At 62.0% G+C, this 12,710-nt stretch carries 12 protein-coding genes and 4 tRNA genes; 11 read left to right on the forward strand and 5 right to left on the reverse strand.

Translation table 11 applies throughout. From position 1 onward, the window contains the following. Nucleotides 1-22: 22 nt before the first annotated feature. Complete coding sequence (locus HNO52_RS09760) at nucleotides 23-1,579, reverse strand: ABC transporter substrate-binding protein (RefSeq protein WP_197568930.1); 1,557 nt, start codon at nucleotides 1,577-1,579, stop codon at nucleotides 23-25. 151 nt (nucleotides 1,580-1,730) lie between these two features. On the opposite strand from HNO52_RS09760, the gene HNO52_RS09765 reads away from it, so the two are divergent. The 3 genes from HNO52_RS09765 to HNO52_RS09775 all read left to right on the forward strand — a co-directional run bounded on the left by HNO52_RS09765 (nucleotide 1,731) and on the right by HNO52_RS09775 (nucleotide 4,336). Next, nucleotides 1,731-2,411 (forward strand): GntR family transcriptional regulator, encoded by a 681-nt coding sequence (locus HNO52_RS09765; protein WP_197568931.1) that lies wholly within the window; start codon nucleotides 1,731-1,733, stop codon nucleotides 2,409-2,411. A gap of 108 nt (nucleotides 2,412-2,519) precedes the next feature. After that, nucleotides 2,520-2,975 (forward strand): tellurite resistance TerB family protein, encoded by a 456-nt coding sequence (locus HNO52_RS09770; RefSeq protein ID WP_197568932.1) that lies wholly within the window; start codon nucleotides 2,520-2,522, stop codon nucleotides 2,973-2,975. Nucleotides 2,976-3,091: 116 nt separating this feature from the next. Then, nucleotides 3,092-4,336, forward strand: coding sequence for an NAD(P)/FAD-dependent oxidoreductase (locus HNO52_RS09775; protein WP_197568933.1), 1,245 nt, complete (start codon nucleotides 3,092-3,094; stop codon nucleotides 4,334-4,336). 15 nt (nucleotides 4,337-4,351) lie between these two features. Here HNO52_RS09775 and HNO52_RS09780 read toward each other — a convergent pair whose 3' ends face one another. After that, nucleotides 4,352-4,774, reverse strand: coding sequence for a hypothetical protein (locus HNO52_RS09780; RefSeq protein ID WP_197568934.1), 423 nt, complete (start codon nucleotides 4,772-4,774; stop codon nucleotides 4,352-4,354). A gap of 175 nt (nucleotides 4,775-4,949) precedes the next feature. Between HNO52_RS09780 and pyrC the strand changes: the two genes are divergently transcribed. Beyond that, nucleotides 4,950-5,990, forward strand: a complete 1,041-nt coding sequence (gene pyrC, locus HNO52_RS09785) for a dihydroorotase (RefSeq protein ID WP_197568935.1) — start codon at nucleotides 4,950-4,952, stop codon at nucleotides 5,988-5,990. 58 nt (nucleotides 5,991-6,048) lie between these two features. Here pyrC and mtnN read toward each other — a convergent pair whose 3' ends face one another. The 3 genes from mtnN to folD all read right to left on the reverse strand — a co-directional run bounded on the left by mtnN (nucleotide 6,049) and on the right by folD (nucleotide 8,270). Next, complete coding sequence (mtnN, locus tag HNO52_RS09790) at nucleotides 6,049-6,789, reverse strand: 5'-methylthioadenosine/S-adenosylhomocysteine nucleosidase (protein ID WP_197568936.1); 741 nt, start codon at nucleotides 6,787-6,789, stop codon at nucleotides 6,049-6,051. A 51-nt stretch (nucleotides 6,790-6,840) separates the two neighbouring features. Next, the gene (locus tag HNO52_RS09795; RefSeq protein ID WP_197568937.1) at nucleotides 6,841-7,314 is read right to left on the reverse strand and encodes an S-ribosylhomocysteine lyase; all 474 of its coding nucleotides are present in this window, start codon (nucleotides 7,312-7,314) and stop codon (nucleotides 6,841-6,843) included. 77 nt (nucleotides 7,315-7,391) lie between these two features. Next, entirely contained in the window at nucleotides 7,392-8,270 is an 879-nt protein-coding gene (gene folD / locus HNO52_RS09800) for a bifunctional methylenetetrahydrofolate dehydrogenase/methenyltetrahydrofolate cyclohydrolase FolD (protein ID WP_197568938.1), read from the reverse strand. Between the two features lie 211 nt (nucleotides 8,271-8,481). Here folD and HNO52_RS09805 point away from each other — a divergent pair. From HNO52_RS09805 to clpX, 7 genes are all read left to right on the forward strand, one after another. After that, a tRNA-Pro gene (locus HNO52_RS09805) sits at nucleotides 8,482-8,558 on the forward strand. Nucleotides 8,559-8,625: 67 nt separating this feature from the next. Then, nucleotides 8,626-8,702 (forward strand) — tRNA-Arg (locus HNO52_RS09810). A gap of 43 nt (nucleotides 8,703-8,745) precedes the next feature. Beyond that, a tRNA-His gene (locus HNO52_RS09815) sits at nucleotides 8,746-8,820 on the forward strand. Between the two features lie 33 nt (nucleotides 8,821-8,853). Continuing rightward, nucleotides 8,854-8,928 (forward strand) — tRNA-His (locus tag HNO52_RS09820). A gap of 273 nt (nucleotides 8,929-9,201) precedes the next feature. Then, nucleotides 9,202-10,548, forward strand: coding sequence for a trigger factor (gene tig, locus HNO52_RS09825; RefSeq protein ID WP_197568939.1), 1,347 nt, complete (start codon nucleotides 9,202-9,204; stop codon nucleotides 10,546-10,548). 95 nt (nucleotides 10,549-10,643) lie between these two features. After that, the gene (gene clpP, locus HNO52_RS09830) at nucleotides 10,644-11,264 is read left to right on the forward strand and encodes an ATP-dependent Clp endopeptidase proteolytic subunit ClpP (protein ID WP_197568940.1); all 621 of its coding nucleotides are present in this window, start codon (nucleotides 10,644-10,646) and stop codon (nucleotides 11,262-11,264) included. Between the two features lie 77 nt (nucleotides 11,265-11,341). Further along, a complete protein-coding gene (clpX, locus tag HNO52_RS09835) occupies nucleotides 11,342-12,619 on the forward strand; it encodes an ATP-dependent Clp protease ATP-binding subunit ClpX (protein ID WP_197568941.1) in 1,278 nt (425 codons plus the stop codon). The last annotated feature ends 91 nt before the right edge of the window (nucleotides 12,620-12,710 follow it).

Consider the following 12,710-nt stretch of genomic DNA (forward strand, 5'->3'; position numbering starts at 1 on the left):
CGCCCCTGTCACGCGTAGGCGATCAGCGATCGAGCCAGGCGTCGCGGAAGGCGTCGTTGATGCCGACACCGGATGTGATCAGGTTCTGCACGTCACAGCGGTAGATGGTCGGGAAGCCGAGCTCCAGCAACCAGCCTACCGGCACGTCTTCGTGCAGGATCTCCTGGGCTTCATGGTAGAGCGCCTCGCGCTCCTCATCGGGATAGGCGGTGGCTGCCTGGTCGAACAGCTCGTCGATGCGCTCGTTCTCGTAGCCTTCCACGTTGTTCCAGGGCGAGCCCTTCTCGATATTGTCCGAGCGGTAGGAACGGGTGATGCCCAGAGCCGGGTCGCCATACTGGTAGAGGTAGGTGAAGGCCAGGTCGTAGTCCCAATCGCCGAGGCGCTGGTTCCAGCCGCCCACGTCAGTGGCTACCGTGCGCACTTCGATGCCTACTTCTCGCAGGTTCTGCTGCACGGCCTCGGCCCAGCGAGTCCAGGTCTCGCCGTAGGGCAGCGGCAATAGGCGGATCTCTTCACCCTCGTAGCCCATTTCGTCGAGCAGTTCGCGGGCGCGATCGGGATCGTGATCGTAGGGCTCGAGGCCTTCGTGCTGGAACTTGGCGTTCGAGCCGAACGCGGAGAGCGGTACCTTGCCCATGCCGTTCCAAAGCACGTCGCGGGCAAACTCCCGGTCCATGGCGTACATCACCGCCTGGCGGAAGCGCTTGTCGGCGGTGGGGCCCTCGCGATTGTTCATCCACAGCATGGCGAAGGGGCTGAAGTACTCGTTGCCCTTGTCGGTGATGCAGGCGTTATCCATGGCCGAGAGGCGTGGAATATCGAAGTTCTCCACCGTGCCGTTGGGCAGCACGTCGACCGTGCCATTTTCGAAAGCCACCGCCCGGGAGGCGCCGTCGGGAATGATGTGCCAATTCACGCCGTCGAGGTAGGGCAGGCCCTCCTCGTAATAATCGTCGTTACGTACCAGCTTGATCACGGTGCCGCGATCCCAGCTGTCGAACTTGAACGGACCGGTCCCGATCGGATGGTTGTTGGCCTCGTTGTCGCGGAAATCGGTGCCCTCATAGATATGCTTGGGCACCATGGTGAAGGTGCCCGCCTCGAACGAGAGCAGGAACGGGCCGAAGGGCTCGGCCAGTGTGAAGACGACGGTATGGTCGTCAGTTGCCTCGATGCTCTCCACATGTTGCAAGACGGCACGGGCGCTGGGATTTAGTTCGCGATGGAAGACGTCGGCCGAGAACACCACGTCCTCGGCAGTGAAGGGCTCGCCGTCATGCCATAGCACGCCATCGCGCAGGTGGAAGGTATAGGTCAGGCCGTCGTCGCTGACCTCCCAGGATTCGGCCAATTGCGGCACCGGCTCGAGGTCGGTGGAGTAGCGCAGCAGCCCCTCATAGATGCTGCCGGCCACCTTGCGAGTGGGGTCGTTCTGCACCATGCCCAGCACCAGGCCGGGGGGCTCGGGCTGGATGATGGTATCGATGACGCCGCCACGTGTGGGCTCGTCGGCGGTGGCGAAATTAGTGGTCAGGGCCAGAGCAGCGAGAGCCGCGGCCAAGGGCGTCTTGTTCATTGTCGGTTCCTTCTTGTTGTCTCGGCTTTTGTTTGCGTTGCCGGTGATGAACTTTATTGACCATAGCAGTGCCTCGTTTAACTGTCGACAGTCGACAAGAAGTGTCTTTAGGTCATACTGTAACGAAGTCAACCTCAGAGAGCCTCGATGAATGACAGCTTCCCACGTCTCTGGTAGCGGCAAGGTCATCCAGCAGCGCAACCTGGTGGAGCAGGTGGCCGATTTCCTGACCCAGGCCATCATCAGCCAGCACTACGTGCCCGGAGAACGACTGTCTGAAGTCCAGCTGGCGCGCGACCTGGGTATCAGCCGGGCGCCCGTGCGTGAAGCGGCGCGTTTGCTCGAGAGCCGTGGGCTGCTGGTGTCGCAACCGCGGCGCGGCTTTTTCGTGCGTGCCCTCGTCGCTACCGAACTCAACGATATTTTTGACTTGCGCCTGTGCCTGGAGCGCCATGCACTGGCGCACCTGGTCGAGAATTACGATACCGAGAAGGAGCTCGCCCTGCGCCGGCAGGTTGAACTCATGTGCGAGGTGGCTCTGAAGGACAGTGATAGTCGCAAGATCGAGGAGGACCTGCTCTTTCACCGCATGCTGATTGCCTTTGCCGGCAACCGACGCCTGCTCAGGGCGTTCGACGACATTACTCACGAGTTGAGGCTGTGCATCGCACTGATCGGCAAGACTCACGCCGAACCCGACAGCATAGCGACCTCCCACTGGGCCTTGCTGGACGCTTTGGCCAGTGGCGATCCCGGGCACTGCCATAAAGCCATCGATTACCATATCGGCGTGGCACAGCACTTTGTGGTGAAGGGGATCGGCGAGGCCTGATGCTGCTGTGGCATGACGAGGCATTCTTGCTTGACACTGAAACGTGACGCGGCGCGGAACGCCCGAGGACGACACGGGTCAGATGCGTTAGACGGCCAGGGGATGATCATGCTTGCAACCATCCAACGTTTCTTTCAGCAGGCTCTGTCCGAACCCGAGGGGGCGGACTGTTGCATGCCGACGCTCGAGCGTGCCACGGCTGCCCTGCTATGCGAAGTCATGCGCGCCGATTACCACACTGACGAAGCGGAGCTGGAAGCACTGCGTCAGCTGCTCCAGAGGCATTTCAGCCTTGCTGCTGATCAGGTCGAGGAGTTGATGGAGTTGGCCCGCGAGGAGATCGAGACCTCCGTCGATCATTACCAGTTCGTCAGCCTGATCAAGCAGCACTACGATTATTCGCAGCGCTGTGAGCTGGTGCGCATGATGTGGTCGCTGGCGCACGCCGATGGCGAATCGCACCACCTCGAAGAGCATCGTATCCGGCGCTTGGCCGAGCTGCTGCATGTCAGCCACTCCGACTTCATCCGTACCAAGCTCCAGGTCCAGGACAAGTTCGACTGAATCGCCTTGATCCGGCGCAGGAAAGAATTAATCAAGGCAGTGCGGGCCGTACCGCGCTGCTAGACTAGGCGCTCGTTCCGGCAGGGGTGCCGGATGTGCGCCTAGGGAGGAGTGGCATGTCTCGTGGAACCGTCGTTCTGGGAGCCGGCATGGTCGGCGTCTCCATCGCCTGGCACCTGGCCCGTCGCGGCCGTTCGGTGCTGCTGGTGGACCGTCGTCCGCCGGGGCGCGAGACTTCTTACGGCAATGGCGGATTGATTCAGCGCGAGGCAGTACGGCCCTACACCTTCCCTCGCGATTTCGGCAAGCTGCTTAGCGCGCTGCCCAATCGACGCGTAGATATCCGCTATCAGATGAGCGGCATGCTGACGTATGCCGGCCCGCTACTGGGCTACTGGCGCAGTTCGTCGCCGCGTCACTATGAACGCATCGCGAACGAATATGCCTCGCTGATCACTCTTTCCACCCAGGAGCACGAGCCCCTGATTGAGGCCGCTGGCGCAGGCGAGCTGATCGGCAAGGAGGGCTGGCTGGAAGTGCATCGAGATCCAGGCGAGCTCGAACGCCGCGGATACGAGGCCGAAGATGCCGCGCAGCGCTTCGGTGTGACTCACAACCTGCTCGATGGCGCTGGCTTGGCGCAGTTGGAGCCGCAGCTGGGCGGCGTCCTGGCCGGGGCAATTCACTGGACCAACTCGTGGAGCGTTTCCGATCCGGGCGGCCTGGTAGCCGCCTATGCCAGAAGCTTCGAGCAGCAGGGTGGAGAAATCCTGCAGTCCGATATACGGCGTGTGAGCCAGAGTGGTGGTGGCTGGCGTATCGATACCGATGCGGGCAGCCTCGATGCCGAGGAGGTCGTGGTGGCGCTGGGGCCTTGGGCAGGGAGCTGGCTCAGGGATCTGGGCTACCGGCTACCGGCCTTCGTCAAGCGTGGTTATCACATGCATTATGGCGCCGCGGATGAGAAGCGGCTGGGGCACTGGATCGCGGATGCCGATGTCGGCTATATCCTGGCGCCGATGCGTGCCGGTATTCGCCTCACCACCGGCGCCGAGCTGGCTCGTCTCGATGCACCTCCCTCTTATGGGCAACTCGATGCTGCCGAACGAAAGGCCCGCGAAATCTATCCAGCCTTGGGGCAGCGGCTCGAGGATGAACCGTGGAAGGGCGCACGACCCTGCCTGCCGGACATGAAGCCGGTGATCGGACCGGCGCCGCAGCACAAGGGGTTGTGGCTTGCCTTCGGCCATGGCCACCAAGGGTTCACCATGGGGCCGGTGACGGGGCGGTTGATAGCCGAGATGATGGAGGGGGAACCGACGGCGGTGGAAATGACGCCGTTTCGAGCGGATCGCTTCTGATTCCCGAGCCCCTAGTCAGGGGCGGTTGCGGCGCTGGCGCCACTGATGGTGAAAGAACTTGAACACCAGAGTCATCACGTAGACCACCCAGCCGGCAGTGGCGAGCACGTTGAACAGTAGCATTTTCTGCTGGCCGCTCATGGGGGCGAGCAGCGTCTCGACAAGCACGCCGAGCAGCAGGACCAGGGCCATGGGCAGGGCCAGGATGTGCATCCACATTTCGGTACGTCGCTTGCGTACATGGTAACGGCTGAGATGGACGCGAAACGGTCGGTGCAGGAAGCTGACCAGGATCATGGCGCCGAGGGCGAGCATGGCGGCCAGGGTGGGTTCGACGCTATCCAACCTGGCCGAGACGCTGATCGACCAAAAAAAGACGATCCACATCAGACCGGCCAGGATGGCGACGATATCGGCGTAGTGGCGTACCCGAGGCATTGATGGCGTCTCTCACGGCAAAATCGGCGTCGATGATACGGCAAATCGGCGTGCGTTGCTGCCGTAGGGGCAACTTTCTCGAAGCGCGTCACGAGCTCCGGGCAGAGCGGGCAAATCGGCAAGGCCTTCCGGTATACTCTGGCGTCGACACCCATGTTGAACGACAGGACACGCCGTGACTGCTATTACGCTGACCCGCCCCGACGACTGGCACCTTCACCTGCGCGACGGTGAAGCGCTCAAAGCCGTAGTGCCTGCGACCGCCTTGCAGATGGGGCGGGCGATCATCATGCCCAATCTCAAGCCGCCGGTCACCACCACCGAGCAGGCCACGAGCTACCGCGAGCGGATTCTGGCGGCACGCCCCGAGGGGTCGGCCTTCGAACCCCTGATGACGCTCTATCTCACCGACGACACGCCGGCCGACGAGATAGAGCGTGCCGTTGCCAGCGGTCTGATCCATGCGGTGAAGCTCTATCCGGCCGGTGCGACCACCAATTCCGCTTCGGGAGTCACCGACCTTGACCGCTGCGATGCCGCGATTGCCGCCATGGCACGGCTGGGCCTGCCGCTGCTGGTCCACGGTGAGGTCACCGATGCCGAGATCGACATCTTCGATCGCGAGGCGGTATTCATCGAGCGAATAATGAAGCCGCTGCTCGAGCGTCATCCAGATCTCAAGGTCGTATTCGAACACATCACTACCGCCGATGCGGCAGAGTTCGTGACGGGGGCGCCGGCCAACGTGGCGGCCACCATTACCGCGCACCATCTGCTGTTCAACCGTAACCACATGCTGGTCGGCGGCATTCGTCCACACTATTACTGCCTGCCGATCCTCAAGCGAGAGCGCCACCGCGAGGCACTGCTGGCGGCCGCCACCTCGGGCAGCGGCAAATTCTTCCTGGGAACCGATAGCGCTCCTCACGCCCAGAGCGACAAGGAGTCGGCCTGTGGTTGCGCCGGTGCCTACACGGCACCAGCGGCGATCGAGTTCTATGCCACCGCATTCGAGCAAGCTGGTGCGCTGGATCGCCTGGAAGGCTTCGCCAGCCACTTCGGGCCAGACTTCTACGGCCTGCCGCGCAATTCAGACACCATTACTCTGGTGCGTGAGGAGTGGACCTTGCCGGCATCGCTGCCTTACGCAGATGGCCAGCGTATCGTGCCCTTGAAGGCCGGGGAAACGTTGGAGTGGAAGCTGCATACCGAGTGAGACATCTGAAGCACAACGGCCGCCTGGATGGCGGCCGTTGTCGCTACGTGGTGAGTCGTCAGTCGATTGCGGCTTCTGCCTCAGCTTGAGGCGTGGCCTTAGCGAGACGCGCCACCATGGCCTCGACCATGCGCGCCGAATGAACGGCCGCCTTCTCCAGAAACTGTTCGAACGATAAATGATTGTCGCCGCCGCCAGCGATATCGGACAACGAGCGGACGACCACGAACGGACAGCCGTAGAGATGACAGGTCTGAGCGATGGCAGCGGCTTCCATCTCTGCCGCCAGCATGGTCGGGAAGCGCGAGCGAGTCCTGGTGACCAACTCGGGGCAGGCCATGAAGACGTCCCCGGTAGCAATCAAGCCCTCGACTACCCTGACCTCGCCGAGCGCCTCGACGCATTCGCGGGCGAGAGTGACGAGGCGCTCGTCAGGCAGGTAGGCAGCGGGCATCTGCGGCACCTGACCGTGCTCGTAGCCGAACACCACGGCATCGACGTCGTGATGACGCACTTCGCGGGAAACCACCACGTCTCCGATCTCGAGTCCTTCGCCGAATCCGCCGGCCGAGCCGGTATTGATGATGGCTTCGGGATGATAGACGTCGAGCAGCAGGGTAGTGCCAATGGCGGCGTTGACCTTGCCGATCCCGGATTGCAGGATCACCACGTCGACACCATGCAGCTTGCCGAGATGAAAAGTGCAGCCGACATGCGCGCGAGTGCGGTGATCTTCCAGCAGTGAAGCGAGGTGTTCCACCTCTTGCGCCATGGCGCCGATGATGCCGATACGTTTCATCTTGTCTTGCTGTCTCCGGTCAGGCGGCGCAGGGCGCCGTCGAGCTGCGGGTCAGGCCTCGTCGACGAATACCCGGGTCCATTCGCTGCGCTTGGCCAAAAAGCCACGGGCAATCTGCTTGGCGCCTTCCAGGCTGTGGCTCGCCGCCCAGCCGCACTGCTCTTCGTTGCAGGCAGGCACTTCATTCGCCACCAGTACGTCTTCCAGCGTTTTCTGCAGCAGGTTCAGTACGTCTTCGTAATCGTCGTGGTTGATCAGTGCGAGGTAGAAGCCCGTCTGACAGCCCATGGGGCTGATGTCCACGATGCGATCCGAGTGATTGCGCGACAGCTCGGCCATCAGGTGCTCGAGAGAGTGCAGCGCCGGCATCTCCATATGCTCCTGGTTGGGCTGGCAGATGCGCATGTCATACTTGTGGATGCGATCGCCATTGAGCCCGGTCTTGATGTCGGCCAGGCGCACGTAAGGGGCCTTCACCTTGGTGTGATCAAGGTTGAAGCTTTCGACGTTCATCTTGTCGCTCATGAGCGGCCTCGAGGCAGGAAGGTGAGATAGGGAAGCGCGCATTCTAACGGAGCCGCGCATCCCTGTCAGGCTGTGGCTCAGAGCGGGGCGATATCGTGCTCCATCGCGTCATGGCGCTCGGCCGCGAACAGCGTGTTCTCCAACAGCGAAGCGACGGTCATCGGCCCCACGCCGCCCGGCACCGGCGTGATCCATGCGGCGCGCTCGGCTGCCGGGGCGAACTCCACGTCGCCGACCAGTCGGCCGTCCTCTTCACGGTTGATGCCCACGTCGATCACGATGGCGCCGTCGCGCACCCACTCGCCCTTGACCAGGCCCGGCTTGCCGACCGCGACCACTAGCAGTTCGGCGCGGCGCACGTGTTCCTCGAGATTGCGCGTGAAGCGGTGGCACACCGTGGTCGTGCAGCCGGCAAGCATCAGCTCCAGCGCCATCGGGCGACCGACGATATTGGAGGCGCCGACCACGGTGGCGTCGAGACCGCGTACCTTCAGTCCGCTGGCCTGCAGCAGGGTCATGATGCCCTTGGGCGTGCATGGGCGCAGCACTGGCAGGCGCTGTGCCAATCGCCCCAGGTTGTAGGGGTGAAAACCATCCACGTCTTTGTGTGGCAGGATGCGCTCGAGGAGCGGGCGCGAGTCCAGGTGGGCCGGCAACGGCAACTGCAGCAGGATCCCGTCGATGCTCGGATCGTCATTGAGTTCGTCGATCAGCTGTTCGAGCGCCAGTTGGCTGGTGTCGTTGGGCAGCGCATGCTGGAAGGAGTGAATGCCGGCCTGCTCGCAGGCGCGATGCTTGTTGCTGACGTAGACATGGGAAGCGGGGTCCTCGCCCACCAATACGACGGCGAGGCCGGGAATGCGCTTGCCCTCGGTGCGCCGCGCTTCAACCTGACGAGCAACCTGTTCGCGGACCTGGGCGGCTATGGCCTTGCCATCGATGAGTTGGGCGGTCATCGTATCTCCCCTGTGGTGGATGGTGTGAGCGGTGCTGGCGGGGCCGGCTGCGGAACTTCGGAGGGTGCCGATTTTCGCACGCCATGCCGCCGAGGCAAAGCGCAAAAGCCTCGCTGCGTCAGGAAGCTATTGACCACGGTCGATTCTCGCGTAGAATACGCAGCGCTCGGTGAGGCCCGATATCGGGTGTCGAGGGCCGTGCGAAGGCCGGCGGGGTGTAGCGCAGTCTGGTAGCGCGCCTGCTTTGGGAGCAGGATGTCGGGGGTTCGAATCCCTCCACCCCGACCACAACCTTTTGTTTATGCTGATAAAAAAGCAGATCAGGGTTGCGGTCTGACGCCATGGAACGTAGAATGCGCCCATAGCTCAACCGGATAGAGCAACGGCCTTCTAAGCCGTAGGTTGCAGGTTCGAGTCCTGCTGGGCGTGCCAGTCTGGTATGGCAATGACCTTCGGTTCGAGCAATGTCGATATGGTGGATGTAGCTCAGTGGTAGAGCCCCGGATTGTGGCTCCGGTGGTCGTGGGTTCGATCCCCATCATCCACCCCATTCGACTTCCTTCGTAGTCCCCGGTTTGCAATGGTGGATGTAGCTCAGTGGTAGAGCCCCGGATTGTGGCTCCGGTGGTCGTGGGTTCGATCCCCATCATCCACCCCATTGCACCGTTTTCTTTTGCTCTGAACGTTTTCCCGTCCTCCGCTTTTTATGCCCCGATCGGCTCATTCCGCTCGGGTGATGTTCGATGTGCTGTCGGTACCATTCATGTCGAGAGGGCAGGATAGCATCATCAACTTCGCCCGCTGCCCTTGTAAAATGCCCGAGCGCCCCAATCCTGTAGGCGTAACGCTTGCCAGCGTCGGGCGGGATTCTTAGAATCTCTCTTTTACATTCACGCTTCCCAAGAACGCCCCAGTCGGTAGAGGACCATTCATGCAAGTTTCCGTCGAAACGACCTCCCAGATCGAGCGCCGTGTCACGTTCCAAGTGCCCGCCGCCGAGGTCGACGAGGCCGTCGAAGCCCGCCTCAAGGACACGGCGAAGAATATTCGTCTCAACGGTTTCCGTAAGGGCCGGGTACCCATGTCCGTGGTGCGCCAGCGTTATGGCCGCGGCGTGCGCGACGAGGTCGTGGGCGAGCTGATGCGTGAGCGCTATGTGCGTGCGATCACCGAGCAGAACCTCAATCCGGCCGGTTTCCCGAGCATCGAGCCCAAGGTCGATGAAGAGGGCAAGGACCTCGAGTTCGTGGCTTCCCTCGAGATCTACCCGGAGATCGAACTTTCCTCGATCGAGGGCACCGAGGTCGAGCGTCCTGTCGTTGAGGTCAGCGACACCGATCTCGAAGAGATGGTCGAGACCCTGCGCAAGCAGAATGCCTCCTGGGAGGAGGTCGAGCGTGCCGCCGAAGAGGGCGACCAGGTCAAGCTCGACTTCCAGGGCTTCCTCGGTGACGAGCCCTTCGAGGGTGGCAGTGCCGAAGGCCATGAGCTGGTGCTGGGCTCCGGCAATTTCATCCCCGGCTTCGAGGAGCAGCTCGTCGGTGCTCAGGCGGGCGAGGAGAAGGAGATCAAGGTCACCTTTCCCGAGGATTACCAGGCCGAGCACCTGGCCGGTCAGGAAGCTACCTTCAAGGTCAAGGTGCATGCCGTGAAGGGCCAGGCCCTTCCCGAAATCGACGATGAGTTCATCAAGCGCTTTGGCGTGGAAGACGGCGACATCGAGAAATTCCGCGCCGAAGTGAAGAAGAACATGGCGCGTGAAGCCAAGCAGGCCGTCGACAACCGGATCAAGCAGCAGGTTCTTGAAGCACTGAAAAAGGCCAACGATGTGCCTGTGCCCCAGGCTTTGGTGCAGCAGGAGACCGATACACTCAAACGTCAGGCGGCCCAGCAGTTCGGCCTTGGAGAGGACTTCGACGTCTCCCAGTTGCCCAACGAGCTGTTCTCCGAGCAGGCCAAGGGGCGTGTGCAGGTCGGCCTGCTGTTGGCCGAGGTGATCAAGCAGGGCGAGCTGGATGCCAGCGACGACGAGATTCGCGCCAAGGTCGAGGAGCTTGCCGAGCAGTACCAGGAGCCGCAGCAGGTCGTTGACTACTATATGGGCAACGAGCAGCTCAAGACTCAGGTCAAGTCGGCTATTCTCGAAGAGAAGGCCGTCGACAAGCTGCTGCAGCAGGCTACCGTCAAGGACGTTGAGATGAGCTACCAGCAGGCGCTTGCCGCTGCCCAGCAGCAGGGCGAGCAGGCCGAAGAGGGCGAGGAAGAAGCCAACAGCTGATTTGATGGCAAGACCCGACCTGCCGTTCGCTTGACGGCGAACGGCAGGTCGGTCGAGAGGCGCTTCCATTCATCGGATGCAAGGACATCACACTGATGAGCAACGAGTTCGAGACCCGAAACGCCGGCGGCCTGGTGCCGATGGTGGTAGAGCAGAGCGCACGCGGCGAGCGGGCCTACGATATCTACTCCAGGCTGCTGAAGGAGCGTGTGATCTTTCTGGTGGGGCCGGTGGAGGATCACATGGCCAACCTGATCGTGGCGCAACTGCTGTTCCTTGAGTCCGAGAATCCGGACAAGGACATCCACCTCTATATCAATTCGCCGGGCGGTGCCGTTACCGCCGGGATGTCGATTTATGACACCATGCAGTTCATCAAGCCCGATGTCTCCACAGTGTGCATCGGCCAGGCGGCCAGCATGGGGGCGTTGCTGCTGGCTGGCGGCGCTGCGGGCAAGCGCTACTCGCTGCCCCACTCGCGAATGATGATTCACCAGCCGCTGGGCGGCTACCAGGGCCAGGCGGCAGATATCGAGATTCATACCCGCGAGATTCTGGGTATCCGGGACAAGCTCAATCGTATCCTCGCCCATCATACCGGGCAGGATATCGAGACGATCGCCCGGGATACGGACCGCGACAACTTCATGAGCGGCACTCAGGCAGTGGAATACGGTCTGATCGACGCCGTACTGGATAAGCGGCCCACATCCTGATAGCGTGAAATCAAGCACGCTTCAACTACGTGATTAGCGGCGGCCGGCCCGGCCGCCGAAGTGACAGAGGTACGCGAATGGCCGACGGCAAAGGCAAGGACGAAGGCGGCAAGCTGCTCTACTGCTCGTTCTGTGGCAAGAACCAGAACGAGGTGCGCAAGCTGATTGCAGGCCCGTCCGTCTATATCTGCGACGAGTGTGTCGACCTGTGCAACGACATCATTCGCGAGGAAGTTCTCGATGCCGATGCCGAGAGCGATGAGGAGCGTCTGCCCGTTCCCCGCGAGATTCGTCGCACCCTGGACGAATATGTCATCGGTCAGGACCGCGCCAAGACGGTGCTGTCCGTGGCCGTCTACAACCACTACAAGCGTCTTCGTGCCGGCATCAAGGGCGATGACGTGGAGCTCGGCAAGTCCAACATTCTGCTGATCGGGCCTACCGGCAGCGGCAAGACGCTGCTGGCGGAGACAATGGCGCGGCTGCTCAATGTGCCCTTCACCATCGCCGATGCCACCACGCTCACCGAAGCGGGCTATGTCGGCGAGGACGTCGAGAACATCATCCAGAAGCTGTTGCAGAAGTGCGACTACGATGTGGAGAAGGCCCAGCGCGGCATCGTCTACATCGACGAGATCGACAAGATCTCGCGCAAGTCGGACAACCCCTCGATCACCCGTGACGTCTCGGGCGAGGGCGTGCAACAGGCGCTGTTGAAGCTCATCGAGGGCACGACGGCTTCCGTTCCGCCGCAGGGTGGGCGCAAGCATCCGCAGCAGGAATTCCTGCAGGTCGATACCGGCAACATCCTGTTCATCGTCGGCGGTGCCTTCGCCGGCCTCGACAAGGTCATTCGTGATCGTGCCGAGAAGGGTGGCATCGGCTTCAGCGCAGAGGTGAAGAGCAAGGACGAGACCAAGGGCGTGGGCGACCTGCTTGCCGACGTCGAGCCGGAGGATCTGGTCAAGTTCGGCCTGATTCCCGAATTCGTCGGGCGCCTGCCGGTCATTGCCACTCTGACCGAGCTCAGCGAGGATGCGCTGATCCAGATTCTCACCGAGCCCAAGAACTCTCTAGTCAAGCAGTATGCCCGTCTGTTCGACATGGAGGGGGTCGAGCTCGAGTTTCGCGAGGATGCGCTGCGTGCCGTAGCGAAGAAGGCAATGGCGCGCAAGACCGGTGCTCGTGGCTTGCGCTCAATCCTCGAGTCGGTACTGCTCGATACCATGTACGAGATTCCATCCATGGAAGGGGTGTCCAAGGTGGTCATCGATGCGTCGGTCATCGCCGGCGACAGCGAGCCGTTGCTGATCTATTCGCAGCAAGAGCAGCGGGTCGACGGCACTGACGGTTGAGGTCAGGCGGCCTTGGCTGCCATGCCAAGACGAAAAGGGGTCGCTCGGGCGGCCCCTTTTCACGTTCTCCAGCGCATTCCCCTTGCAATGG

The organism is Halomonas sp. MCCC 1A13316, from assembly GCF_014931605.1.
GTDB lineage: Bacteria > Pseudomonadota > Gammaproteobacteria > Pseudomonadales > Halomonadaceae > Halomonas.

Bases quoted from the DNA above. Each gene is read 5' to 3' on its own strand.
- HNO52_RS09760 (WP_197568930.1), bottom strand. From the start codon at position 1,579: ATGAACAAGACGCCCTTGGCCGCGGCTCTCGCTGCTCTGGCCCTGACC.
- HNO52_RS09765 (WP_197568931.1), top strand. From the start codon at position 1,731: ATGACAGCTTCCCACGTCTCTGGTAGCGGCAAGGTCATCCAGCAGCGC.
- HNO52_RS09770 (WP_197568932.1), top strand. From the start codon at position 2,520: ATGCTTGCAACCATCCAACGTTTCTTTCAGCAGGCTCTGTCCGAACCC.
- HNO52_RS09775 (WP_197568933.1), top strand. From the start codon at position 3,092: ATGTCTCGTGGAACCGTCGTTCTGGGAGCCGGCATGGTCGGCGTCTCC.
- HNO52_RS09780 (WP_197568934.1), bottom strand. From the start codon at position 4,774: ATGCCTCGGGTACGCCACTACGCCGATATCGTCGCCATCCTGGCCGGT.
- mtnN (WP_197568936.1), bottom strand. From the start codon at position 6,789: ATGAAACGTATCGGCATCATCGGCGCCATGGCGCAAGAGGTGGAACAC.
- HNO52_RS09795 (WP_197568937.1), bottom strand. From the start codon at position 7,314: ATGAGCGACAAGATGAACGTCGAAAGCTTCAACCTTGATCACACCAAG.
- folD (WP_197568938.1), bottom strand. From the start codon at position 8,270: ATGACCGCCCAACTCATCGATGGCAAGGCCATAGCCGCCCAGGTCCGC.
- tig (WP_197568939.1), top strand. From the start codon at position 9,202: ATGCAAGTTTCCGTCGAAACGACCTCCCAGATCGAGCGCCGTGTCACG.
- clpP (WP_197568940.1), top strand. From the start codon at position 10,644: ATGAGCAACGAGTTCGAGACCCGAAACGCCGGCGGCCTGGTGCCGATG.
- clpX (WP_197568941.1), top strand. From the start codon at position 11,342: ATGGCCGACGGCAAAGGCAAGGACGAAGGCGGCAAGCTGCTCTACTGC.